The organism is Oleiagrimonas sp. C23AA (assembly GCF_011759385.1).
GTDB lineage: Bacteria > Pseudomonadota > Gammaproteobacteria > Xanthomonadales > Rhodanobacteraceae > Oleiagrimonas.
This window is the reverse complement of sequence record NZ_JAARLY010000001.1, coordinates 158,449-182,262: the sequence shown is the minus strand read 5'-3', so window position 1 is coordinate 182,262 and position 23,814 is coordinate 158,449. Positions and strand designations below refer to the sequence as shown.

At 63.2% G+C, this 23,814-nt stretch carries 24 protein-coding genes; 15 read left to right on the top strand and 9 right to left on the bottom strand.

Annotation, left to right across the window (positions count from 1 at the left end; genetic code table 11):
• Positions 1–248: 248 nt before the first annotated feature.
• From HBF24_RS00840 to HBF24_RS00830, 3 genes are read right to left on the bottom strand one after another with little or no spacing between them, the layout of a single operon-like run.
• A complete protein-coding gene (locus HBF24_RS00840) occupies positions 249–2,291 on the bottom strand; it encodes a chemotaxis protein CheA (protein ID WP_167167513.1) in 2,043 nt (680 codons plus the stop codon).
• Positions 2,292–2,299: 8 nt separating this feature from the next.
• Positions 2,300–2,662, bottom strand: a complete 363-nt coding sequence (locus tag HBF24_RS00835) for a response regulator (RefSeq protein WP_167167511.1) — start codon at positions 2,660–2,662, stop codon at positions 2,300–2,302.
• Positions 2,663–2,690: 28 nt separating this feature from the next.
• On the bottom strand, positions 2,691–3,011 hold the full coding sequence (locus tag HBF24_RS00830) for an STAS domain-containing protein (RefSeq protein WP_167167507.1): 321 nt from the start codon (positions 3,009–3,011) through the stop codon (positions 2,691–2,693).
• A 183-nt stretch (positions 3,012–3,194) separates the two neighbouring features.
• Between HBF24_RS00830 and HBF24_RS17440 the strand changes: the two genes are divergently transcribed.
• Positions 3,195–4,415 (top strand): flagellar hook-length control protein FliK, encoded by a 1,221-nt coding sequence (locus tag HBF24_RS17440; protein WP_167167504.1) that lies wholly within the window; start codon positions 3,195–3,197, stop codon positions 4,413–4,415.
• A complete protein-coding gene (locus HBF24_RS00820; RefSeq protein WP_167167501.1) occupies positions 4,412–4,708 on the top strand; it encodes a flagellar biosynthesis protein in 297 nt (98 codons plus the stop codon). The genes HBF24_RS17440 and HBF24_RS00820 overlap by 4 nt, the downstream gene beginning before the upstream one ends.
• Before the next feature lie 145 nt (positions 4,709–4,853).
• Here HBF24_RS00820 and HBF24_RS00815 read toward each other — a convergent pair whose 3' ends face one another.
• From HBF24_RS00815 to HBF24_RS00790, 6 genes are all read right to left on the bottom strand, one after another.
• Positions 4,854–5,213 carry a hypothetical protein gene (locus tag HBF24_RS00815; protein ID WP_167167498.1) on the bottom strand — a complete coding sequence of 120 codons (360 nt, stop codon included), beginning with the start codon at positions 5,211–5,213 and terminating at the stop codon, positions 4,854–4,856.
• A gap of 166 nt (positions 5,214–5,379) precedes the next feature.
• Complete coding sequence (locus HBF24_RS00810) at positions 5,380–6,648, bottom strand: HDOD domain-containing protein (protein ID WP_167167495.1); 1,269 nt, start codon at positions 6,646–6,648, stop codon at positions 5,380–5,382.
• Between the two features lie 40 nt (positions 6,649–6,688).
• Positions 6,689–7,144, bottom strand: a complete 456-nt coding sequence (locus HBF24_RS00805) for a flagellar protein FlgN (RefSeq protein WP_167167492.1) — start codon at positions 7,142–7,144, stop codon at positions 6,689–6,691.
• A 22-nt stretch (positions 7,145–7,166) separates the two neighbouring features.
• Complete coding sequence (flgM, locus tag HBF24_RS00800) at positions 7,167–7,484, bottom strand: flagellar biosynthesis anti-sigma factor FlgM (protein WP_167167489.1); 318 nt, start codon at positions 7,482–7,484, stop codon at positions 7,167–7,169.
• Between the two features lie 104 nt (positions 7,485–7,588).
• Complete coding sequence (gene flgA, locus HBF24_RS00795; protein WP_167167486.1) at positions 7,589–8,287, bottom strand: flagellar basal body P-ring formation chaperone FlgA; 699 nt, start codon at positions 8,285–8,287, stop codon at positions 7,589–7,591.
• Entirely contained in the window at positions 8,287–9,591 is a 1,305-nt protein-coding gene (locus HBF24_RS00790; protein WP_206064109.1) for a methyl-accepting chemotaxis protein, read from the bottom strand. The genes flgA and HBF24_RS00790 overlap by 1 nt, the downstream gene beginning before the upstream one ends.
• Positions 9,592–9,855: 264 nt before the next feature.
• On the opposite strand from HBF24_RS00790, the gene HBF24_RS00785 reads away from it, so the two are divergent.
• The 13 genes from HBF24_RS00785 (at position 9,856) to HBF24_RS00725 (ending at position 23,588) form a co-directional block, all read left to right on the top strand.
• Positions 9,856–10,779: a chemotaxis protein gene (locus HBF24_RS00785; protein WP_167167483.1), complete on the top strand. Its 924-nt coding sequence runs from the start codon at positions 9,856–9,858 to the stop codon at positions 10,777–10,779.
• Positions 10,780–10,964: 185 nt separating this feature from the next.
• Positions 10,965–11,378 (top strand): flagellar basal body rod protein FlgB, encoded by a 414-nt coding sequence (flgB, locus tag HBF24_RS00780; protein ID WP_167167480.1) that lies wholly within the window; start codon positions 10,965–10,967, stop codon positions 11,376–11,378.
• Positions 11,378–11,818 (top strand): flagellar basal body rod protein FlgC, encoded by a 441-nt coding sequence (gene flgC / locus HBF24_RS00775; RefSeq protein ID WP_167167477.1) that lies wholly within the window; start codon positions 11,378–11,380, stop codon positions 11,816–11,818. Before flgB ends, flgC begins: the two co-directional genes overlap by 1 nt.
• A gap of 15 nt (positions 11,819–11,833) precedes the next feature.
• A complete protein-coding gene (locus HBF24_RS00770; protein ID WP_167167475.1) occupies positions 11,834–12,499 on the top strand; it encodes a flagellar hook capping FlgD N-terminal domain-containing protein in 666 nt (221 codons plus the stop codon).
• Positions 12,500–12,520: 21 nt separating this feature from the next.
• Positions 12,521–13,744 carry a flagellar hook protein FlgE gene (gene flgE / locus HBF24_RS00765; RefSeq protein ID WP_167167472.1) on the top strand — a complete coding sequence of 408 codons (1,224 nt, stop codon included), beginning with the start codon at positions 12,521–12,523 and terminating at the stop codon, positions 13,742–13,744.
• A gap of 24 nt (positions 13,745–13,768) precedes the next feature.
• Positions 13,769–14,509, top strand: a complete 741-nt coding sequence (gene flgF / locus HBF24_RS00760; protein ID WP_167167469.1) for a flagellar basal-body rod protein FlgF — start codon at positions 13,769–13,771, stop codon at positions 14,507–14,509.
• Positions 14,510–14,580: 71 nt separating this feature from the next.
• Entirely contained in the window at positions 14,581–15,366 is a 786-nt protein-coding gene (flgG, locus tag HBF24_RS00755; RefSeq protein WP_167167466.1) for a flagellar basal-body rod protein FlgG, read from the top strand.
• An 8-nt stretch (positions 15,367–15,374) separates the two neighbouring features.
• Positions 15,375–16,058 (top strand): flagellar basal body L-ring protein FlgH, encoded by a 684-nt coding sequence (gene flgH / locus HBF24_RS00750; RefSeq protein ID WP_167167463.1) that lies wholly within the window; start codon positions 15,375–15,377, stop codon positions 16,056–16,058.
• Positions 16,058–17,185, top strand: coding sequence for a flagellar basal body P-ring protein FlgI (locus HBF24_RS00745; protein WP_167167460.1), 1,128 nt, complete (start codon positions 16,058–16,060; stop codon positions 17,183–17,185). The genes flgH and HBF24_RS00745 overlap by 1 nt, the downstream gene beginning before the upstream one ends.
• An 18-nt stretch (positions 17,186–17,203) precedes the next feature.
• Positions 17,204–18,250, top strand: a complete 1,047-nt coding sequence (flgJ, locus tag HBF24_RS00740; RefSeq protein ID WP_167167457.1) for a flagellar assembly peptidoglycan hydrolase FlgJ — start codon at positions 17,204–17,206, stop codon at positions 18,248–18,250.
• Between the two features lie 93 nt (positions 18,251–18,343).
• Positions 18,344–20,242, top strand: a complete 1,899-nt coding sequence (gene flgK, locus HBF24_RS00735) for a flagellar hook-associated protein FlgK (RefSeq protein WP_167167454.1) — start codon at positions 18,344–18,346, stop codon at positions 20,240–20,242.
• Positions 20,243–20,247: 5 nt separating this feature from the next.
• Positions 20,248–21,477 (top strand): flagellar hook-associated protein FlgL, encoded by a 1,230-nt coding sequence (flgL, locus tag HBF24_RS00730; protein WP_167167451.1) that lies wholly within the window; start codon positions 20,248–20,250, stop codon positions 21,475–21,477.
• A 629-nt stretch (positions 21,478–22,106) separates the two neighbouring features.
• Positions 22,107–23,588, top strand: coding sequence for a flagellin (locus tag HBF24_RS00725; RefSeq protein WP_167167448.1), 1,482 nt, complete (start codon positions 22,107–22,109; stop codon positions 23,586–23,588).
• Positions 23,589–23,814: the final 226 nt, after the last annotated feature.

The window sequence follows — 23,814 nt, the reverse complement described above, 5'->3', positions numbered from 1 at the left end:
AACCAGCGGTCGGGAACGCTCTGAACTGGCCTGTGAGAGGCTCGCGTTACCGAAACCTGCACGACGCGAAAACCCGCACGTGCATGGACGGATCATCGGCACGCCCCACCCGTTCTTGAGCGCTCAAGAGGGCTGTGCGACGAAGGTCGAAGTAAAAATTGTTATCGATGTCACAGAATGAGCGACAGGCACTTCGCCTGGCGCTGGTTATGTTTCCAAAGGGAAAACCGGACGGTGATACCGCCCTGTCAGGCCGCCTTGTGTGCCTGCTGGCTGACGCGCACCACCCCAGTGATGTCGACAATCAACGCTACCGAACCGTCACCCAGAATGGTGGCGCCGGAAATACCCTCGATACGGCGATAGTGCGCTTCGAGCGACTTCACCACGGCCTGTTGCTGACCCAGCAATTCGTCGGCGAACAGACCCACTTGGCGGCCTTCGCCTTCCACCACGACCACGATGCCCTTTTCCACCTCGGTCACCGCGTGCTCGCATTCGAAGACTTTGTGCAGGCGCACCAGCGGCATGTAGTTGTCGCGGAAACGGAACAGCTCGCCGCCACCGGCCAGCTGACGCACATCAGTGGCCTTGAGCTGCATGGATTCGACTATCGAGGTCAACGGCACAATGTAGCGCTCGCCACCCACTGCGGTCGCCAGGCCATCGATGATGGCCAGCGTCAACGGCAGCACGATGGTGAACGTGGAACCCTCACCGTGCACGCTGCGTACCCTCACACTGCCTCCCAGGTCGTTGACGTTGCGGCGTACCACGTCCATGCCGACACCGCGACCGGAGAGGTCGGTGGTCTGTGCGGCGGTGGAGAACCCCGGCTGGAAGATCAGTTCGGCGACTTCGTCATCAGACAGTCCCTGGGCCGAACGGATCAGGCCACGCTCGACCGCCTTGGATGCAATGGCATCACGGTTCAGGCCCTTGCCATCGTCTTTCACCTCGACCACGATGTTGCCGCCTTCGTGGTAGGCATTCAGGCTGATGGTGCCGACTTCATGCTTGCCGGCCGCCTTGCGCTCCTCCGGCGACTCCAGGCCATGGTCGATCGCATTGCGCACCAGGTGCACCAGCGGATCGCCAATCTTCTCCATGACCGTCTTGTCCAGCTCGGTGTGCTCGCCGTGCATCTCCAGATTCACGCGCTTGCCGAGCTTGCGCTCCAGATCGCGCACCAGACGCGGAAAACGGTTGAAAGCGGCACCGATGGGCAACATGCGGATGCTCATCACGCTTTCCTGCAGCTCGCGCGTGTTGCGCTCAAGCTGGGAAAGACCATCACGCAACTTCTCGAATGCGGCATCCTCGAAGCGCTCGCCCATTTCGCTGAGCATCGACTGGGTGATGACCAGCTCGCCCACCATGTTGATCAGTGCGTCGATCTTCGGGATCGATACGCGGATCGAACCACCATCGCCACTGGAAGCGCCGGCACTGCGTGGCGCAGCGGCACCACTACCTTGCTCGCCAGCAGCATCCTTGGCAGTCGGGGCCGTGTCGGCCGACGGCTTGGCCGGCTCTGAAGACGCCGATTCGGGCGTCGTCTCGGCCTTGATTTCGGTCAGCGTGATCTCCGCGTCACCATCGAGCCAGTCGAACACGGCATCGATCTGCTTGCGCGCAACATCGCCGTCAAGACGCAGCTTCCAGCCCAGATGGCACTGGGTCGGATCGCATGCGTCCAGCGAGGGCAGCGCATCATCCAGGGGAAATACCTGCTCAACCTTGAAGGCCTCGCCCAACGAGGCCAGCTCGCGGAACAGGCGCACCGGGTCGTTGCCGGTCTTGAACAGATGCGGCAACGGCTTGAAATCGATATGCCAACCGGCAATGGCTGGCACCGCCGGCGCCGCGGCCTTGGCCGGCTTGGCGGCACCACCGGTATCCTGGCCTACCAGCACGGCCAGTGCCTGGCGGATTTCCTCGCTTTCGGCATCGGCCGCCGGTTCGCCATCACGCGAACGGGCCAGCATCAGTCGCAAACAGTCGACCGAACGCAACAGCAGATCGGTAATCTGCGCATCGACCGCACGGCGGCCGCTGCGTACTTCTTCCAGCAGCGACTCGGCCACATGCGTGAACGCGGCCACGTCGGAAAACCCGAACGTCGAAGAGCCACCCTTGATGGAATGGGCAGCGCGGAAGATCGTATGGACCAGCTCAGGGTCGTCCGAGCCCGAGTCCAGCTCGAGCAATGCCGACTCCATGGCCTGCAGACCTTCCAGGCTCTCCTCGAAGAAGACCTGATGGAACTGTGCAAGATCGACCGCGCTCATAACGTTTCTCAGCCCAGCACGCGATTGACGGTGGCCAGCAGCTGATCCGGGTCGAACGGCTTGACCAGCCATCCGGTGGCACCGGCCTGCTTGCCTTCCATCTTCTTGTCCGCATGCGATTCGGTGGTCAGGATCAGGATGGGCACACCGGCATAGGCCGGCAGCGCGCGCAGTTCGCGCACCAGGGTGATGCCATCCATCACCGGCATGTTGACGTCGGCCAGCACCAGCTGGAACGCACCGGCCTTGGCGGTGTCCAGCGCGTGCTGCCCGTTTTCGGCTTCGGCGACGTCATGCCCGGCACCACGCAGGGTGAAGGCCACCATGCTGCGCATTGATGCCGAATCGTCCACCGCGAGAATCTTAGCCATCGTAAAACCTCTAATTGCTCAATGAAGTTCAGGCGCTGGCCGCAGCAGCCGGAAGATCCAGCTTGTCGGTCAGGCCAAGAAGAGTTGCGCCTTGCCGAAAGGCGTCCGAGACGCCCTGCCACTGACAGGCGATCTCACGCTGCCGGCAGTCTTCGACGAACACGTAGATCAACTGTAACGCAGCGGCATCCACGCTCCCCACCTCGGACGCATCCAGGGTGACCGGACCGGCGCTGTCACGCGCGTTCTTGAGCGCCTCCTGCAGAGGCCCTACGCCGCTCATGCGTACCTCGGCACCCAGCGCCAGATGGGCCGGAGCTGCCGCCTTGTCGTTTTTCGACGTCGCCATGGTGTTAGCAAAATTCCGATGACAGGGCCGCGCACAGGCGGCTTGAATGACTCTCGCTGACTGTATTCGGCCGACTTCGCGGAAACTTTAACCCTCTGCATGAACCGTTTCCAAACCTGGCGTAAGCCAATCGTAAAGTTATGCGTGACGGCGCCGATAGGTAATCGACAACCGGAGTCCGCCGTGATCGTACAACCGACCAATTTCGCTGCGCTTACATGGGCGGGGGCTGCCGCTGGCACGCTCTCGGACAGTTGGCGGGTGGGCAGCGTACTCCAGGGCCGCCTGCTGCAGCAGCTGAGCGATGGCATGGCCGTTTTGCGCATTGGCGGCACCACGGTCGAAGCCGATGCCGTGGACGCACAATCGGTACCTCAACAGTTTCAAGCCCGCGTGCTTAGCAACGGCCAGGTGCCGGTACTGGAAGTGATCAGCGCCAAGCAGGCGGCGCCGCTGGGCATGGCATTGCGCGCCACGCTGCCGCGTCAGAACGGCTATGCTCCGCTGCTGGCCAATTTCAGCGCGCTGGCCAAGCGCCCCATGGCTCGCACCCTGCCGGCGCCGGCGCGCATGGCCCTGGCCCAGTTGGAAGACAGTGTTCCCCAGCCTGCCGAGCTGCGTACCGCCGAAGGCTTCAAGCAGGCCGTATCCCGCTCGGGACTGTTTTATGAAAACCACCTGTTGCAGGCGGCCCGCTCGAATACGTCAAATCCGGCACTTCAAGGTGACTTCAAGGGCGCACTGATGCGTGTGGCCCAGGTATTTTCCAAGCTGCCCGACGAGCTTCCGGCACTCATCCAGGCCGACGCGGCCAAGCTGGCCGCCCAGCTTCGGGCCGAGACGGATGCCGCGCCCGACGTGCCGCCGCCGCTGATGTCGCGTCCACTTCAGGCCCAGGCCCGCGCCACCCTGGCTCCGCAAACAGATGCGTTGCGCCTGCTTTCGAACATGCGTGATCACGCACACTCGGCACTGGCCCGCCTGGAAATTGCGCAGATGGCATCACACCCGTCGCACTCACCCGCGGCATGGATGGTGGAGATTCCCCTGCGCGGCCGCGATGGCTACGACATCATGCAGGTACGGGTCGAACGTGAAACCGACGACGCACAGCAAGGTGCCGAGGAATCCGCCGCCGCCGAAGGCCGTTGGACGCTAGGATTTTCGCTGGACCTTCCAGCCCTGGGCCCGGTGCAGTCAGAGATCAGACTGCATGGTACCCAGGTGCACGTGCGCCTCTGGGCCGAACAGGCGCGCACCGTACAGCAACTGGACGCCGGCATGAGCCATCTGGCGGCAGTGCTCGCTGAAAGTGGCCTAAGCCTTCAACAGATGCAATGCCAGCGCGGCATGCCCGTCAGCAGCAACAACGTGAGCCCTCCGCTCCTGGATGCCAGCGCATGAACGATAAGCTTCCGGCGACGGCGTCACCGCCTGCCTCAGGCCACCCCCCGCACAAACGTGTGGTGCTGCGCTATGTCAACGCGGACGGCAACCATGCGCTGACACCAGACGCCGATGCCGCCCAGCTGCAGGCCATGCATGATGCTGCCGCCCGCCAGGGGCTGCCGCCTCATCCCGATCCGCAATTGGCAGCACTGCTAACGGCTGTGCGCCTCAACCAGGACATCCCGACACCGCTGTATGCCGCGGCTGCCGCCGTACTGGGCCTGATCTACGAAGCGGCCGATAACTGAAGCGACGCCACCCGCATGGCCCTTGAGCGAAGCACTCAGGTTACTTAGCGCACACGCACGAAGGCCGGCCATCCAAGGATGGCCGGCCTTCGTGCGCCTGACTCTGTTTGCGAGAGCTGAGCCGCGACCCTCGCGGCGCACCGATTTACCAGGTGCGCACGTTGACGATGGAGAGCTTGTAGTTGGCCATCGACGGGTCGAAACGGAACATGCGGCCCAGATCGAAGCTCACCGACTTACCCGGGCCGATATTGGCCGTACCGGCCGGCCAGCCCTTCTTGCTTTCGATCACAGAGCCATCAGCGGCCAGCGCCTGGATCTGCACCTGCGCGGCCGATGCCGAAGCGCAATTGTTCTGCAGCTTGCCCGGCATATGCATCGGCTGATGCGGACGACCGGCCATGACCTTGAACTCAACGACGGAGAAGTCCTTGGCCGTGCACTCGGCATGAGCCGCCACCGGGGCAGCAACAAACAAGGCGGCGACGACGAGCAGTTTCTTCATGACAACATCCCTTTGGAGACTCTTCTGGGGGGTGGACGCAACAAGCGCGTACCCCCGAGATATCGGCATGAAGGAGCTCAGCTTTAGGCGACGTTCAGTCCAAATACTCGCTAAAACGTGATGCTCATCACACTTTAGCGAGTATTGTTAAAGTCGTGTTGCAAGCTTAGTCGGCCTGGCCGCCAGCGAAGCTGTAGACCTCGTCGGCCCACTCGGCCGCCTGCAGGTACAACTCGGCCAGATCCATGGTGCGGCCAGCATCGGTCTTCACGCTGACCACATACCCGGTTTCCCAGGCTCGCACCTGCCCCAGCAAAGGAGCCAGCGGGCCGGCATCATCGACCAATGCCTGGCGGATCTCGTCGGCGACGGGCACCTGCTCCAACACATAGTGCATCGGCGCATTCATCAGCGTGTCGAGCAGGGAGAACAGGCCCGTGATGAAAGCCTGCTCCTGCACGGAGTTCGGCCTCCCCTGGGCCAGCAACTCGCACATACGTGCCCGCACCAAAGCCAACTTCAGCAACTCGGGAGGACTGTCGTCCAGGCCGCCCAGGCTCATGGCGTAGACCCAGTTGCGAATGCGCGCTACACCAAAGAAGATCGCCGCATGCTGCAGCGACTTGAGCTTGCGCGGCAGGTTGAAGTAAGCCGAATTGACGCAGTTGAGCAGCTTGTAGCTGAGCACCGCATCGTTGCGGATCAGTGTCTCCAGCTCGACCGGACCATTGGCCGGATCCTGGATGGCGGCCAGCAGGCGCAATACATTGAGCTTGTTGGCCTTGAGCTGCTCCACGTCCAGCCCTTCGGGCTTGTACAGATAATTGCCCTGATAGCCATCGAAGCCCAGCTGTTCGCAGGCCCCAAAAACCGGGTGGTCGTCGACATGGGTAGCGATGACCTGGATGCCCAGGGCGTGCAGGCGATGGAGGGCATCAGACACTGTGCCGCGGTCGATCTTGCGCGAATCCAGCGCCACATAGCGCACATGGCGCAGCAGCGCCGCGATGCGCGTGGCCACCTCGGGCGACACGCCGGCGCGGCGCGTCAGGCCATCCATCATGATCAACACACCGCGGTTGGCCAGCCCCTCAAGCGCCGTCAGGGTGTCCTCATCGAAGCCGATGTCCTGGCCAACGATGATGCCCATCTCGCCGCCATCGGGCAGTTTGTCGGCATGCTCGAGCAGCACTTCGCGATTGCAACGCACCAGCGTGCGCGCATGGTTGGCCAGCCGCAGGAACTGCTCGTTGCTGAAAACTTCCAGAATCGCCGCAGTCGGCGCAGTCAGGCTGGCCTCTCCGCCATGGATATCGCGGGATTGCAGCTCATAGGCAAACAGGGTGCGACGCCGATCGAGGATGGGCACACGCACAAAGCCGGGGATGGCCCCATCGGCGGCGGATTCGACGACTTCGGTTGCGTTGGTGGACATGTCTTTGTCGGGTAGCGGCACAGGACGGTCGTCAGACCGCTCAGGCACGCGAGTACACCGACGAGTGGAGTGGCACCACGGAACCGCCCGAAGCACCATAGAGCGGAGCGGCTTCCCCCGCGCCAGTCAGCACCGCCAGCGCCCCCCGCACCTGCGCGAGACGTCGTGAAACGATACCACCGTTCACCTGGTTCTTGTGACGGCATGCATCCAGACCGGACAGCACCTGGGACCAGCTGGCGACGTTGGCCATGATGTCGACATCACTGCAGCCGGCGGCAGCCGAACGAACCAGTGTGCGACGCTCAGCGTCAAGTGCCTCCAGGGCCTGTAGACGCTCGGCCTTGGCTGCACTTGCACTATCCAGAGCCTGCGGATCGGCGGCATCCAGCGCCGCGCGCTCGGTATCCAGCGCCTCACGCAGGAGCTCCACCGCCGCCTGCATCTCGGCGACCACGCCGCGCAGGCTGTCATGCCATTCGTGCTGCGACCCCATGATGCTACTCACCACCGTGCTGTCAGCGGGTACCGTCGATCTGGCCTTCGATGGAAACCATCTTGTCGGCAATCCGACCGGCATCGACCTTGTAGCTGCCATTGGCCAGTGCCTGGCGCACATGCTCAACGCGCTGGCTGTCCACACCCGACGAAGCTTCACTTACACGGGAGGCTTCGCCCAGCGCCTTGGCGGACGCGGTAAGGTTGACGCTGTCGGCACTTTGCGCCGCGCCGGCCGCCTGCGCACCGGCGGCCGCATCGCTGCTGTCGGCAGGATTCTTCTGACCCTGCACCAGGCTAGACGGCGTATACGTATTTGAATTGATCGTGTTGTTCATGACACATGGACCTCGCCTTGGTTGGGCGGCTGATGTCTAGCTTATCGACGCTGGCAGAGGAAACTTTAGGGCAAAAAGTGACGTAGTTCGAATAGGTTCATTTGTCACGGCAGGGCCTGCGCGGTGCCCACACCGGTCACCATGGCCTGGATGGCCTTGCCGGAGCTGGTATTGCGCACGGTCACACGGTCACCGCGGTCACCGCCGGCCAGGGCCACACCCGAGGCGCGCACCTGCACAGGGCCCGCCTGCACGGTCAGCATGACAGTGTCTCCACGCTTGACCAACTCGCGATGGGCCAGCATGTTCGGCGTCAGTACCGTGCCGGCGCTCAGCGGGCGCACCAGCGCGCGCCCTTTCACGTCATCCAGCGATCCGACGTAGCCATACGCCAGGCGCGCCACGTCTTTTTCGGCCAACGACACGTCACCCTCGCCGATGCGATCATCGCGCGCCAAAGGATGCGTGGTGACCAGCACCTTGCGAAACATTTTTACCGCCACCGTGACGCGAATCGACCATGGCCGCGGCCCGGCACAGGTCACCTGCACGCTGGTGTAGCTGCCAATGCGCCCCCGCCCCGGGAGCGAGGTCTTCAAAGGCGAGGCGCAGGCCGCCAGACGCAAGCGTGAATCCAACGGATTGACGCTCAACTGTACCCGGGCATCTTTCGGCGCCGCCGATCGCACCTTGGCCACGGCGGCCTGGGTGATCGCCTCAAGCGACTGCACCTGGGCACCGAAGGCTGGCGCGCAAAGCACCAGCGCACCGATGACCGGCAGCGAGCGGAGCCGATGATGCATCAGGCCGCCTCGCCGACGATCTCTGCCAGATTCCTGTTCATACGATCCAGCTCACTGTTGAGCGCCGGCACCAGCTGACCGGCCTCGCTGGACTTGCCGTCATTGACCAGACCAATGAACTGCGAACTGGAGCTACCGAACTGCTGTACCGACTCATGCAGTGCCTGCACCGGCTCGGAAGCGCCGCCGCGGCGACGGATCTGATCGACCCAGCGCATCAGTGGCGCGGTATCGAACCAGCGCCGATCCACGCCTCCCGGCGCGCGCATGGCCAGCTCCACGGCATGACGCAGACCGGCATTGGCCTCACGCAGCGCCTGGCTTAGCGTACCCATATCGGCATCCTTTTCATCGTGGAAGCCCTGCAGGCTGAGCTGGTGCGACATCACCGCGGCTCGGGCCAATGCATCGACCTGTCGCAGGCTGTCACCGGCCAGCCGGCTGAGCGTGCCCAGCCCCGACTGCGCCGAGGCGATACGTCCGCCCAACTCCTGACCGACCTGACCCACCGAACCGACCTGACCTGATGCCTGCTGTAGTGCGCCGCCGGCCTGGTCCAGCACCGACTGGCACGACTGCATGCTGTTGCTGGCCTGATCCAGGCGCTTGATGGAACTGTTCACCGCTTCCTCGAGGTGCGCGGAGAATTCGCCCACCGCCTGGGTCACGGTTTCGATTTCCGAGGTGGTCTGGGTGGTCTTCTCGGCCAGTTGCTTGACTTCGTCCGCGACCACGGCAAAGCCGCGACCGGCTTCACCGGCACGCGCTGCCTCGATGGCCGCATTCAGCGCCACCAGATTGGTCTGATGGGCAATTTCCTGCACCGCGGCGGTGAGCCGGCCGATTTCACTGAAGAAGCTGGAGAACTGTGCGTGCGTGCGTGTCATACCGGCCAGCGCACTGCGCAGCAGCCGCAGCTGTCCATCAACATCGCGCACGCGCTCGCCGCCATTGCCATGCATATCGATGGCGCTGGACAAAGTAGCCAGTGCCTGTTGCACCGAGCTGGCGATGCCGGCACCGGCATCGGTGAGCTGGCTCACCGCCTGGCGGGTGCTTTCAGCCTGCGAGGACAGTTCACTCAGGCTATGGCCGAGCGCGTGGGAGTTATCCAGCACCAGGCTCTGCTGCTCCAGCGCCTGACGCACCTCGGTGCGCGGTGCCCGCGTGCGCTTTTGCAGCAGCGGCGAAAGCACCCGCGCGGCGGCCGGATACTGCCGGGACAACTCCCGCACTCGCGACTCGTCACCGGCCGCGATGGCCTGGGCCAGTTGTTCCACTTGTCCACTTCGCAAGAAGGCCATGGCTGCTAAGTCACTCCTGATGATTCGTGATGCATCGCGAAATATCGCGACGCCCTACCCTGTACGGTGAACGCGCCAGGCCGCTTCGGCCCGCACGATCTGAACGCCTGAAACATCGGCCATTCAACGCGAAACTTGAGGAAGCAAGACATATGCCATACCCCGGCATGCCTGGCGTGACGAGCACAAGTGCTCATCCTTAAAGAATATGCCGGCGCCGCCGACAACCCTTAAGGCAGCCTTTCCCTCATCTGCAGCACACTTATGGCCAGCGCACTCCTTACCAATGTCGAACAGTTCACCCAGCTGGCCGGCCACAACCGGCTGGCCATGCTCACTTTCCGCCTGAGCGGTCCGCAGGTGTTCGGCATCAATGTGTTCAAGGTGCGTGAGGTGCTGCGCCGTCCACCGATGGAGCACATGCCCAGCATGCATCGGCTGGTATGCGGCAGCTTCGACTACCGCGGACAGACCATCCCGGTCATCGACATGGCGCTGGCGATGGGCTACGAGCCGCTGGCCGAGGTCGAAACCGCGCACATCATCGTCACCGAATTCAGCCGTTCCACGCAGGCCTTCCTGGTCAGCGATGTCGACCGCATCGTTCACGTGGAAGGCGCCAACATGAGCGCACCGTCCAGCGGCCTGGGCTACGGCACGCGCGTCAACGCCGTCACCCGGCTCGAAGGCAAGCTGCTGGCCGTGGTCGACGTCGAGCAGATTCTGGCCGAGGTCGACAACCGCCCGATCGAGGTTTCGCCGAAGTTGCAGCACCAGGCCGAGGCGCGCCCGATCTCACCGCGCCGCGTGCTGGTGGTGGACGACTCGGTGGTGGCGCGCAAGCAGATCGAAGGCCTGCTCAAGCAGATGCAGTTCGAGGTGGTGCTGGCCAACGACGGCGCCGATGGCCTGAACAAGCTGCACCAGATGATCGATGACGACAGCGACGAAGGCGTGGCGCTGGTGATCTCCGACATCGAGATGCCGCGCATGGATGGCTACGCGCTGACTCGCGCCATCCGCGAGGATGCCAAGCTCAAGGGCACCAAGGTGCTGCTGCACAGCTCGCTGAGCGGCGTTTTCAACGAATCGATGGTGGCCAATGTCGGCGCCAACCGCTTTGTCGCCAAGTTCCAGCCGGACATCCTGGCCGCCGCCGTGCTCGAGCTGCTGCCACCGACGTCGTAAATCCGGCACCATGCCGACCCAAGTGACGGTTTTCCGTCAAGCGGCCGGCAAGCCCCCTGCAAAAGGTGGCAAAGCCTTGCCGCTGCGCCCTTTGACGGGCCTGACTTTCCTTTCCTGACCGGCATTTCCGCGCTGGCACGGCTCTTGCTGCGCTCCTTGGCGAACGCAACCAGCGGAGTTTCGCCATGAGTGGCACAGCCGACGGCCTGTTCGGCATTCATACCCAGGCGCTGCAGCTTTGGCAGCGGCGTGCGGAAGCCATTGCCGACAACCTGGCCAATGCCGACACCCCGGGCTACGAGGCTCGCGACATCGATTTCCGCAAGGCCCTGTCGCAGGCCCAGGCCGATGACAGCGACGGCGTGCGCCTGGCCGCCGATCAGCCGGGAATGATCGCCGACAACTCGGTCACCGGCGCCGGTGCCGACGCACCACTGGCATACCGCGTGCCCACGCAGCCGACGATGGACGGCAACACCGTCGACACCCAGATCGAGCAGGCCGCCTACGCACAGAACACCGTGCACTACCAGGCCAGCCTGAACTTCATCAACGGCTACATCCAGACGCTGCGCCTGGCGATCAACGGAGGCAACTGATGTCCTTGTTCAATATTTTCCAGGTGGCCGGCTCGGGCATGTCCGCGCAGTCGGTGCGCCTCAATACCACCGCCAGCAACCTGGCCAACGCCAACACCGTCACCGGCAGCGCAGCCACCGCCTACCGCGCGCGCGAACCGCTGTTTGAAGCGGTGCAGCAGAACGCCATGGGCCAGGCCACCGACGCCAACGGCGACACCACAGGCTCGGCCGTGGGCGTGCGCGTGGCCGGTGTCACCGAAAGCCAGCAGCCGATCGATCCGCGCTTTGATCCCAACAATCCGCTGGCCGATGCCGATGGCTATGTCTACGGCAGCAACGTCAACACGGTCGACGAGCTGGTCAACATGATCTCGGCTTCGCGCACCTATCAGAACAACGCCGAGGTCATGAACACAGCCAAGCAGCTGATGCTCAAGACCCTGGACCTGGGCAAGTAACGGAGTGCATGAGCGATGAGCATTGATTCGGTAAACGGCACCGCCAGCACGGCGTCCACCAACAGCACGTCATCGGGTAGCAGCAGCGACGGCCAGAGCATCAACCAGGCCGATTTCCTGTCACTGCTGGTCACGCAGATGCAGAACCAGGACCCGACCAGCCCGATGGACTCCTCGCAGATGGTTTCGCAGCTGGCGCAGATCAGCCAGGTGCAGGCCACGCAGAATCTGCAGACCTCGCTGTCCAGCCTGGTCTCGCAGATCCAGTCCAGCCAGGTGGCCGATTCCTCGGGCCTTATCGGCAAGACCGCCACGGTTCCGTCATCGGCCGCGACGCTGAGCGACGGTTCACTGACGGGCGCGGTCAATGTCACCACGAGCAACGCGCCGGTGGCGGTGCAGATCACCGATCCGGGCACCGGCAAGGTGGTACGCACGATTGATCTGGGCACCCCTGCCAGCGGCCTGACCGCGTTCACATGGGACGGCAAGTCCGACGATGGCTCGCAACTTGCAGATGGCACTTACCAGATCAGTGCCACTGCCGGTCAGACCGCGGCCCAGACCTACGTCACCGGCACCGTCAGTGGCGTCGGCTCGGCCGGGTCGGACAACGGAACCTATCTTCAGGTGGACGGCGTCGGCGGCGTGCTGCTGAGCCAGGTCGCCCAGGTCAACTAACGCGTTACGGAGTTCACGCACATGCCTTTCAATATCGCCCTCAGCGGCCTGAGCGCAGCGTCATCCGACCTGGAAGTGACGGCCAACAACATCGCCAACACCGCCACCACCGGTTTCAAGGGCTCGCGTGCCGAGTTTGCCGAGCTGTATTCGGCCGCAGGCCAGGACCTGAGCAAATCGCAGATCGGCAGCGGCGTGGAGGTCACCAACATTGCCCAGCAATTCAATGCCGGCAACATCGAGACCACCAACAACAGCCTGGACTTTGCCATCAGCGGCTCAGGCTTCTTCGTCATGCATGACGGCAAGGGATATTCGTACACCCGCGCGGGGGCCTTCCAGCAGGACCGCAATGGTTACGTCGTCAATTCCGCCGGACAGAACCTGCAGGTGTTCCCGCCCAACGGCACGGGCGGTTTCGACACCAGCACGCTGAACGATCTCCAGGTCAGCACCACGCAGCTGTCAGCGCAGGCCACCAACGGCATCACGCTGAACCTCAATCTGCCCTCGACCGCCACTGCGCCGACCACCACGCCGTTCAGCCCCACCGACTCATCCAGCTACAACCAGTCGGCACCGTTCACCGTCTACGATTCGCTGGGCAACACGCACTCGGCCACCGCCTACTTCGTCAAGAACGCGGCGACCAATACCTGGGACGTCAACCTCTATGTGGACGGTCAGCAGGCCGGAACCCAGCAGCAGGTGGCCTTCGATACCAGCGGCAAGATCACCACACCAGCGAACGGGCAGCTGAACTTCGGCTCGCTTGCACTGGGCAATGGGTCCAATCCACTGACGCTGAGCCTGGACATGTCCAATACGACCCAGACCGGCGGCACCTATGCGCTGACCTCGGTCAATCAGGACGGCTATGCGCCAGGCTCGTACTCGGGTCTGAACGTCAGCGCCGATGGCATCGTCTCGGCCACCTATTCCAATGGGCAATCGCGCGCCCTGGGCCAGGTGGCGCTGGCCAGCTTTGCCAATCCGCAGGGTCTGAACCAGATCGACAACACCAGTTGGGCCGCGACACTGACCTCCGGTGATGCGGTGCTGGGCTCAGCCGGCAGCGGCAAAATGGGCACGGTGCAGTCCGGTGCGCTGGAGTCGTCCAACACCTCCGATCTTACCGGCCAACTGGTCAACATGATCCGCGCCCAGCGCAACTACCAGGCCAACGCCAAGGTCATCTCCACCGATGACCAGTTGACCAAGACCATCATCAACATGACCACCTGAGCCAGCTGACAGGAGGCCGACATCATGGATCGTTCCGCTTATATCGCCATGACCGGTGCCGCGCAGATGATGCGCGTGCAGTCGGAGGTGGCACAGAACCTTGCCAATGCCGATACGGTCGGCTTCAAGGCACAGATGTCGGCCTTCACCTCGGTCCCGGTACAGGGCGGCGGCCTGCCCACCCGCATCAACGCGGTCTACGGCTCCACCGGCTGGGATATGAGTTCCGGCAACATGATGACGACCGGCCGCGACCTGGATGTGGCGGTAAAGGGGGACGGCTGGATCGCCGTGCAGGATCCACAAGGGCAAGAGGCCTATACCCGTGCCGGACAGCTGAAAGTGGACCAGACCGGCCTGCTGACCGATAACCGCGGTGACCCGGTACTGGGTGACGGGGGGCCGATCACGGTACCCCCGGGCTCCAGCATCACGGTCGGCGCCGACGGCACCATCTCCACCGTGCCGCTGGGCGAGACGCCGGCCACCGTGGCCAGCGTCGGTCGCATCAAGCTGGTCAACCCAGGCAACGATCAGCTGGAACTGGGCGGGGACGGCCTGTTTCACCTCAAGGGTGGCGGACAGGCACCCGCCGATGCCCAGGTAAAGCTCGCGTCGGGAATGCTCGAGGGCAGCAACGTCGATACCACCGATGCACTGGTGCACATGATCGAGCTGTCACGCCAGTTCGAAATGGAAGTGCGCGCCATCCACACGGCTGATGACAACGACCAGGCTTCCTCCAAGCTGCTGCAGATGGGCTGACGGCGACGCCGCAACGAATACCAGAAACATGCGCGGCACCCTGAGGGGGTGACCTCGCAAGGAGTCCAACCATGTTTTCCTCGCTTTGGGTTGCCAAGACCGGTCTGGATGCGCAGCAGACGCGCATGGACGTCATCTCCAACAACCTGGCCAATGCCAATACCACCGCCTACAAATCCGGCCGTGCCTCGTTCCAGGACCTGATCTACCAGAACATTCGCCAGCCGGGCGGCCAGACCACCGAGCAGACGCAGTCGCCATCGGGCCTGATGCTCGGCACCGGTGTGCGTGTGGTGGGCACTGAAAAGCTGTTCACCCAGGGCAACCTGGAGCAGACCGGCAATTCGCTGGACGTGGCGATCCAGGGACGTGGTTTCATCCAGGTGCAGATGCCCGACGGCACCATCTCCTACACCCGCGATGGCTCACTGCACCGTGACCAGAACGGACAGATCGTCACTGCCAACGGCTACCCGGTGGATCCGGCCATCACCATTCCCCAGAACGCGCAGACCATCACCATCGGCAACGACGGCACGGTCTCGGTCACCCTGCCCGGGCAGACGGCCACGCAGCAGATCGGCACGATCCAGCTGGCCGACTTCGTCAACCCCGAAGGCCTGCAGCCGATCGGCGACAACCTGTATCAGGAAACCGCCTCTTCCGGCGCGCCCCAACTGGGACAGCCGGGCCTGAATGGCCTGGGGACGCTCGAGCAGGGTTCGCTGGAGTCCTCCAACGTCAACGTGGTGGCCGAGATGGTGAACATGATCGAGACCCAGCGCACCTACGAAATGAATTCGAAGGCGGTCGCCGCCGTCGACAACATGCTGCAGTTCATCAACAACCACACCTGAGCACCGTCATGAGCACCGCCAAGGTTCTGACTCGCGTCCTGCCCGCACTGGCCTTCGCCGTTATCGGCACCGGCTGCGTGACCATGCCGCGCTCGAACGACGCCATGTACGCCCCCACGCTGCCGGTGGCGCAGACCGCGCCGCCGCCTGCCGACGGCGCCATTTATCACGCCGCCACCTCGATGGAATTGTTCAACGACCCGCGCGCGCACCGTGTGGGCGATATCCTGACCATCAACCTGGTGGAAAGCACTGCGGCCAGCAAGAAGGCCAGCACCAAAACCTCCAAGTCCGACAGCGTCGGCATCGACGCCCCGAGCATTTACGGCCATACCTGGCCCAAGACGGGCACCTCACTGGCCAACCTCGGTTCGAAAAACAGTTTCAACGGCCAGGGTGAGAGCAGCCAGAGCAACAGCCTGACCGGCCAGCTCACCGTCACCGTGGCGCAGCGGCTGTCCAACGGCAATCTGGTGGTGCGTGGCGAGAAGTGGCTGACCATCAACCAGGGCCAGGAGCTGGTGCGCATCGCCGGCATCGTCCGCCCACAGGACATCAGTCCCGACAACACCATCCAGTCGACCCGCGTCGCCGACGCACGTATTACCTACTCTGGTCGCGGCACCCTGGCCGACGCCAACTCGCAGGGCTGGCTGGCACGCTTCTTCAACTCCAAGTGGATGCCGTTCTGATGCGCACCGCGACCTTCTTCCGCACCGTCACAATAGGCCTGATCGTACTGGTTTCGGGCCTGGCCACCAGCCAGCCGGTGCAAGCCGAACGCATCCAGGACATCACGCAGATTTCCGGCGTGCGCTCCAACCAGCTGATTGGCTATGGCCTGGTGGTGGGCCTGGATGGTTCGGGTGACCAGACCAGCCAGGCGCCGTTCACTACGCAAAGCCTGGAGAATATGTTGCAGCAGTTCGGGGTAACGGTGCCGGCCAATGTGCGTCCGCAGCTGAAAAACGCCGCCGCGGTCACCATTACCGCCTCGCTGCCGCCCTTCTCCAAACCGGGTCAGAATATTGACGTCACCGTGGCTTCGATCGGCAATGCCAAGAGCCTGCGCGGCGGCGAGCTTTTGATGAGCCCGTTGCGCGGCGCCGATGGCAATGTCTATGCCATCGCTCAGGGCGCGGTGGTGGTGGGTGGTATCAGCGCCCAGGGCAAGAGCGGCTCCAGCGTGCAGGTCAACTCCTCGGCAGCCGGCCGCATTCCCAACGGTGCCACCGTCGAACGCAAGGTGCCCGGTTCGTTTGGGGCCGGCAACACATTGACGTTGAATCTCAACACGCCAGACTTCACCACCGCCACACGCGTGGCCCAGGTCATCAACAAGAAGTTCGGCGCCGGCACCGCCGCCGCCGACGATGCCACCTCAATCACCGTGCGTGCGCCGCTGGACTCCAATGCACGCGTGGCCTACGTGTCGGAAATCCAGCAGCTGGACGTCAACCCCGGCGATGCGCCAGCCCGCGTGATCATCAACTCGCGCACCGGCACCGTGGTTATCGGTTCGGACGTGCGCGTGAGTGCGGCCGCCGTTTCGCACGGCTCGATTCAGGTCAGCATCAGTGAAAATCCCGCTGTCAGCCAGCCCGGCGCCTTCAGTGGTGGGCAGACCGCCGTGGTGCCGCAGAGCAGCGTCTCGGTGAAGGAGAACGGTGGACACATGTTCAAGTTTGGCCCCGGCACCAGTCTGGACCAGATCGTTCAGGCGGTGAACCAGGTGGGCGCCTCGCCCAACGACCTGGTCGCAATCTTGCAAGCACTCAAGCAAGCCGGCGCCTTGCACGCGCAGCTGGTGGTGATCTGACGGAAAACCGACAAGCCCATGGATGCCTTGAACGCCAATCTGCCGCAATCGCTCGATACCTGGACCGACCTGTCCGGGTTCAAGCAGTTGCGCGCCAGCGCCGAGCGCGACGGCAAGTCCGCGCTGCCCGAGGTGGCCAAGCAGTTCGAGGCCATCTTCACGCAGATGATGCTCAAGTCCATGCGTGCGGCCAGCTTCGGCAATCCGATGTTCGACAGCCAGGCCGGCAAGGCCTATCAGGATCTGTTCGACCAGCAGCTGTCGCTGAGCCTGTCCGGCCAGGGCAAGGGTATCGGCATTGCCGACATGCTCATCAAGCAGCTGGGCGGCAAACACACGCCAGGCAGTGGCAAGGATGCGACCCCGCAGACGCTGGCGCTGGATGGCGCCGCGCAATTGGCCGCGGCCGGTAGTGAGTCGGCCAGCAAGGCCGCCAGCAGCGACGATGACGGCGATGCGCTGAGCGCCACCGTGCGTGCCTTGGGTACCGTACTCAATGCCGTGGCTCCCGCCGCCAGTTCGGCCGTAAAGGCCGCAGCCAGCTGGACGCCCGGCAATCCGATCGAGTTTGTCAAAGCGGTCGCTCCCCACGCCGAGGCCGCAGCACGAAAACTGGGCGTGTCGGTGCGCGCGGTGCTGGCCCAGGCGGCGCTGGAAACCGGCTGGGGCAAGCACATGCCGACCCAGTCCAACGGCGAGAATTCCTACAACCTGTTTGGCATCAAGGCCGGCAGCAGCTGGGACGGCCAGCGCGCCAACGTGCCCACGCTGGAGTACGAAAACGGGGTGGCGGTGCGCAAGCGCGAGAGCTTTCGCGCCTACGACTCGCCGACCGATTCGTTCAACGATTACGCCAATCTGGTGGCCAACAACCCGCGCTACGCACAGGCGCTCAACCGTGGCGGCGATGTGGCCGGTTTTGCCCACGCACTGGTCGCCGGCGGCTACGCCACCGACCCGCATTACGCCTCCAAACTGACCGCCATCGCCAATAGCGACACCATGCGCGAGGCCCTGGCTTCGCTCAAGAATGCGGCCAATGTGCCGTCAAAGGATGTGCCATGAGCACAACATTGCGTCCAGCCGAACGCCCGATTCACGCGTCATGCCAAGCGGTGTGGCCGTTGCACGCCCACGCGCGCCGCGTGGAGGTGAGCCATGGCTGACCTGCTCTCCACCGGCGTTTCCGGCCTGCTGGCCTCACAGATTCAGCTGGCCACCGTCGGCAACAACATTTCCAACGCCAGCACGCCCGGCTACAGCCGCCAGACCGTGCAGCAGACCGAAAACGTCAGCCAGAATGCCAGCGCCCGCTTCACCATTGGCTCCGGCGTCGACGTGGTGGGCGTGCAGCGCGCTTACAGCCAGTTTCTGACCCAGGCGGTATGGAGTACCAATACCGGGCTGCAGGGCGCCACCACCACCAATGACCTGGCCACCACGCTCAACAGCGTGCTCAGTGGCAGCGGTGACTTGCAAGGCTCCCTGGACAGTTTCTACGGCTCGCTGTCCGATGTCGCCAACAACCCCAGCGACAACGCCACGCGCCAGTCGCTGCTGGGCAATGCCCAACAGCTGGCCACCACGTTCAACACGCTGGGCCAGCAGCTGGACCTGCAGCAGAGTCAGGTCAACACACAGATCAAGAACACCGTTACCAGCATCAATACGCTGTCGCAGCAGGTCGCCGATCTCAACAAGCAGATCGAGCAGTCACTGAATGCCAAGAACGCTCCCAACGCACTGCTGGATCAGCGTGACCAGCTGATACAGCAGTTGTCCGGTCTTACTGGCATCTCCACGGTGCAGGAAAACTCTGGTGCCATTGGTGTCTACACCACTTCGGGACAGACCCTGGTGGCCGGTGTCAGCGCGTTCAAGCTGTCCACGGGCGGCAACAGCTACGACTCGTCGCGCACCGACGTGTTCGATGCCAGCGGCAACAACATCACCTCGTCCATTGGTGATGGCACGCTGGGCGCACTGATCAATTACCGCCATGTGCTGGACGATACCCAGAACCAGCTTGGCCAGTCGGCCACGGCACTGGCCGCCAGCATCAACCAGCAACAAGCCCGTGGTCTGGATCTGAATGGCAACCAGGGCCAGCCGATTTTTGGGCTTGCCCAGCCTCAGGTGCAGGGCAACACCGACAATGCGGGCAATGCGCAACCGGTCGCCAGCGTCAGTGATGTCAATCAGCTGACCGCCTCGGACTACAAACTTACCTATGTCGGCGCCGGCAACGGCACCAATGGCTGGCAGCTGGCCACGACCGGCGGCACCGCCGTCAGTCTGACCGACAACGGTGATGGCACCCTGTCGGCCGACGGCCTGACGTTCGATGTCAGCCAGGGCACGGCGCAGACCGGCGACAGTTTCGAAGTGCGCCCGACGCGCGATGCGGCCACCTCACTGTCCGTGGTGCTGAGCAACCCACGCGGCATCGCTGCGGCCTCGGCCGTGGCCACCAATGCCGGCACCAGCAACACCGGCGGCGCACAGGTGACCTCGACCACGGTCACCGACGCCAGCAACCCGAACCTGCTCAACGCGGCCACGGTCACCTTTGGCGCCGGCAGCAACTACACCATCACCGACGCAGGTGGCGCCACCATCAGCACGGGCACCTATACTCCGGGCCAGCCGATCCAGGCCAACGGCTGGAGCCTGTCGCTTTCCGGCACCCCGGCCAACGGCGACACGTTCAATGTCGGCTCCAACGCCAATGGCCTGAACGACAACAGCAATGCGCTGAGCATGGCCTCGCTGTCCAGCGGCGGCGTGCTGGACGGCGGCAAAACGTCGGTCATCGACAGCTTTGCCAACCTCACGGCCCGTATCGGTACCATCGGCAGCCAGGCGCAGGCCAACCTTTCCACGCAGACCAGCCTCAACACGCAAGCGGTCAGCGCCCAGCAAAGCGCCTCCGGCGTCAACCTGGATGAGGAAGCGGCCAGCCTGGTCAAGTATCAACAGTCCTATCAGGCATCGGCGCAGGTGATCAACGCCGCACAGACCCTGTTCAACAGCTTGCTCAACGCGGTGGGAGGCTAATCATCATGCGTATCTCCACCAGCTGGATGTACCAGCGCTCGGTCAACACCATGCTCGAGCAGCAAAGCACGCTCAGCAATACGCAGGACCAGGTCAGCTCCGGAAAACGCATCAATGTCGCCTCGGACGACCCCACCGGCTCGGCGCAAATTGTCAGCCTGAATCATGTACTGGCCGGCAACACCCAGTACAGCGCCAACATCACCGCCGCCAACACGCGCCTTTCCACCGAGTCGGACACGCTCAATTCGGTGCAGAACGTGCTCAACAGCGTGAACGATGCCGCCTTGCAGGGCATCAATGGTTCGCTCACGGCTGAAAACCGCGGCAATCTGGCCACCGAACTGACCCAATTGCGCGATCAACTGCTGCAGCTGGCCAACACCACCGATGCCAACGGCGATGCGCTGTTTTCCGGCACCAGCGATACCAGCGCTCCGTTCCAGCTCAACGCCGATGGCAGCGGCAACTACACCGGCAACAACGTGCAGGCGTTCACCGCCATCGGTCCGCAGCTGAAGGTGGCCAACACCGATACCGGCGCCAATGTGTTCATGAACATCCCGCAAGGCAACGGCAGCTTTGTGGCCAGCGCTGGCGCCGCCAACAGCGGCAGCCTGGTGGTGGGTGACAACAACGTCACCGACGCCGCGGCCTGGCAGAACGCCACGGCATCGGGCCCTGTCAACTACACCATCAACTTCCAGGCCGACGGTAGCTACACCGTCACCGACAACAACATGGGCACCCCCGTCAACGACAGCAGCGGCAACCCGGTGACCGGCACCTACACCGACGGCGGCAGCATCAGTTTCAATGGTCTGACAGTCAACCTGCAGGGCTCACCCGCTGATGGCGACACCGTGCAAGTCAAATCCGGCGGCACACAGGACATCTTCACCACGCTGCAGGGCATGATCAACACGCTCAACAGCAACGCCAGCGGCACCGAGCTGACCAACCAGCTCAACCGCCAGCTGGAAAGCGTCAAGCAAACCATGGCCAGCGTCAGCAACGCCCAGGTCGGCGTCGGCACGCGCATGAGCACACTCGACCAGAAGCAGACCGCCTACACAGACCTGGAAGTGACCTACAAAACCGCCCTTTCCGGTGTGCAGGACGTGGACATGGCCCAGGCCATCAGCAACCTGTCGCTGCAATCGACCGCGCTACAGGCCTCGCAGCAAGTGTTCGCCAAGGTGCAGTCGCTGAGTTTGTTCAACTACATCAAGTAGCCGTACGCATATCCCGTGAGGAAAAAAGGCGCGTGGCTGCGCCTTTTTTCGTTTTAAAGGAAGGGCCAGGATCGGTGGGGACACTTTGATGGCGTCAACGCCGAAAGCGCCACCCGCTATACGCCTGACGCGCCTGCGGCGGATGACCACATCGCCCTTGCCTCGTAGCTGCGAGTACGCAAGCTTCTGGCGGTGAATCATCAGCAGTCCACCCGTACTGCCTTTCGGGCGCCAGACGCCAGATGCCAGACCCAATGAAACAAGAGCAGCGCACCACTTGCGCGCTGGCCTGTGCGCGCGGTTTACGGCGCCATCGGCTATGCATGTCTCCACACAAGCCGAACCATGGACGCCATGGAGACGTCCATACGCCTATCGCCACGCCCCTGCCCGCCGCTTTGCCGGGCTGCCGGCCATGGCAACGTTACCAAGCGGCAACTATTGGCCGATGGCGGCAAACCTTTGCCGCACAAGGCTGCGCACCGACATAACGCAAAAAATATTCCTCAAATGGCCTTAAGACTTCCGGCTGGGTGCCGAAAAAGTTACCGAGGCGGTTGCTGCTCCGATGTTCGGGAAGGCCGCCGGAACAGCAACACATCTATCGCAGAATTTGAGGAGACATCATCATGTCACTGGTTCTGAACACCAACATCTCTTCGCTGAACACGCAGAACAACCTGACCAAGTCGGGCAATGCCCTGTCGCAGGCCACCGAGCGCCTGTCTTCGGGCCTGAAGATCAACAGCGCCGCCGACAATGCCGCCGGCTTCGCCATCTCGCAGCGCTACACCACGCAGATCGGCGCCCTGGGCCAGGCCAGCTCCAACGCCAGCGACGCCATCAACCTGGCGCAGACCGCCGGCTCGGCGCTGGACCAGGTCACCGCCAACCTGCAGGCCATCCGTGATCTGGCTGCGCAGTCGGCCAACGGCACCTACAGCCGCTCGGACCGTGCCACCATCGACCAGGAAGTGCAGCAGCGCCTGGCCGAAGTCACCCGCATTGCCAACCAGACCACCTTCAACGGCAAGAACGTGCTGGACGGCTCGCTGAACACGCAAAGCTTCCAGGTCGGCGCCAATGTCGGTCAGACCATTTCGGTGAGCCTAGGCACCAGCGTCAAGGCGAGTGATCTGGGTCAGGTCGCCGAGGTCAAGAGCGGCGATATCAGTAATATCTTTAAGGCAACGGCTGCCAGCCCGGCCACCAAGGGCTCTGTGGCAGCGGGCAGTGTCACTAATGCTGCTGCTGCAACGTCGTTCACGATTAATGGCACTACGGTGAGTATCTCGGCTGATAGTGGCGGCTCGCGTAACCTCGCAGGCCTCGTGGCTGCGATCAACGCGGATAGCGGGTTCAGTGCTAATTACACGGCCTCCGTGAGTGGCTCCGGCATTCAAATCGACGCCAACTCGGCTGGCGCCGATCCAATGACCATCACGAGCCCCACGAACATTACATTCGGTGCAGCAACCGCTGGTACCGATGCTGTTGCAGCCAGCAACGGAGTGGACCTGGGCTCTGAGGATCTCAGCATTTCAGTCGATGGCGGCACCACTACCACCTCTATCGACCTAAGCGGCGCCAAAAGCATGCAGGACATTTCCGATGCCATCAATGCCGCGGGTGTGGATGGCGTCAGCACGGCCGTGAACTCAGACGGCACCGGTATCAATTTCTATTCCAAGAATGCGCTGACCATCACAGACACTGGTGGCAATATCGTCGGCGCCAACGCCACGAATGCCAATGGGGGCGCTACTTACGCTGCGGGCGATGTGGCGGGGGTTGGCGGCAACCTGGCCAATGCCAGCGCGGGCAGCGTAGATGGTGCCAACGACCTGATTTCGCGTATCGACGTGGCACTGAGCTCGGTGTCCGACTTTGCCGCCCAGCTGGGCGCGGTGCAGAACCGCTTCCAGTCCACCATCTCCACGCTGAGTGCGCAGACCACCAACCTGCAATCGTCGCAGTCGACCATCCAGGATGCCGACTTCGCCAAGGAAACAGCCAACCTGAGCAAGGCCCAGGTGCTGCAGCAGGCCGGTATCTCGGTGCTCTCCCAGGCCAACTCGCGCCCGCAGCAGATTCTGAAGCTGCTGCAGTAACAGAAGTAGGCAAACAAAGCCCCCGCCAACCCGGCGGGGGCTTCTCCGGATGCCAGGCCAACATGGCTGACAACGGACAACGAAACAGGCCCGCACATGTCCGCATGTGGGGGCTTTTTCGTATCAACGAGGTGGCCTGGCAACACCGGCTCACCTCCGGCAAATCGTTGCCGGCACGCCATATTTTGGACGTTTCGCCCCCTTCGGGCCTCAAGTATTCAGGCCA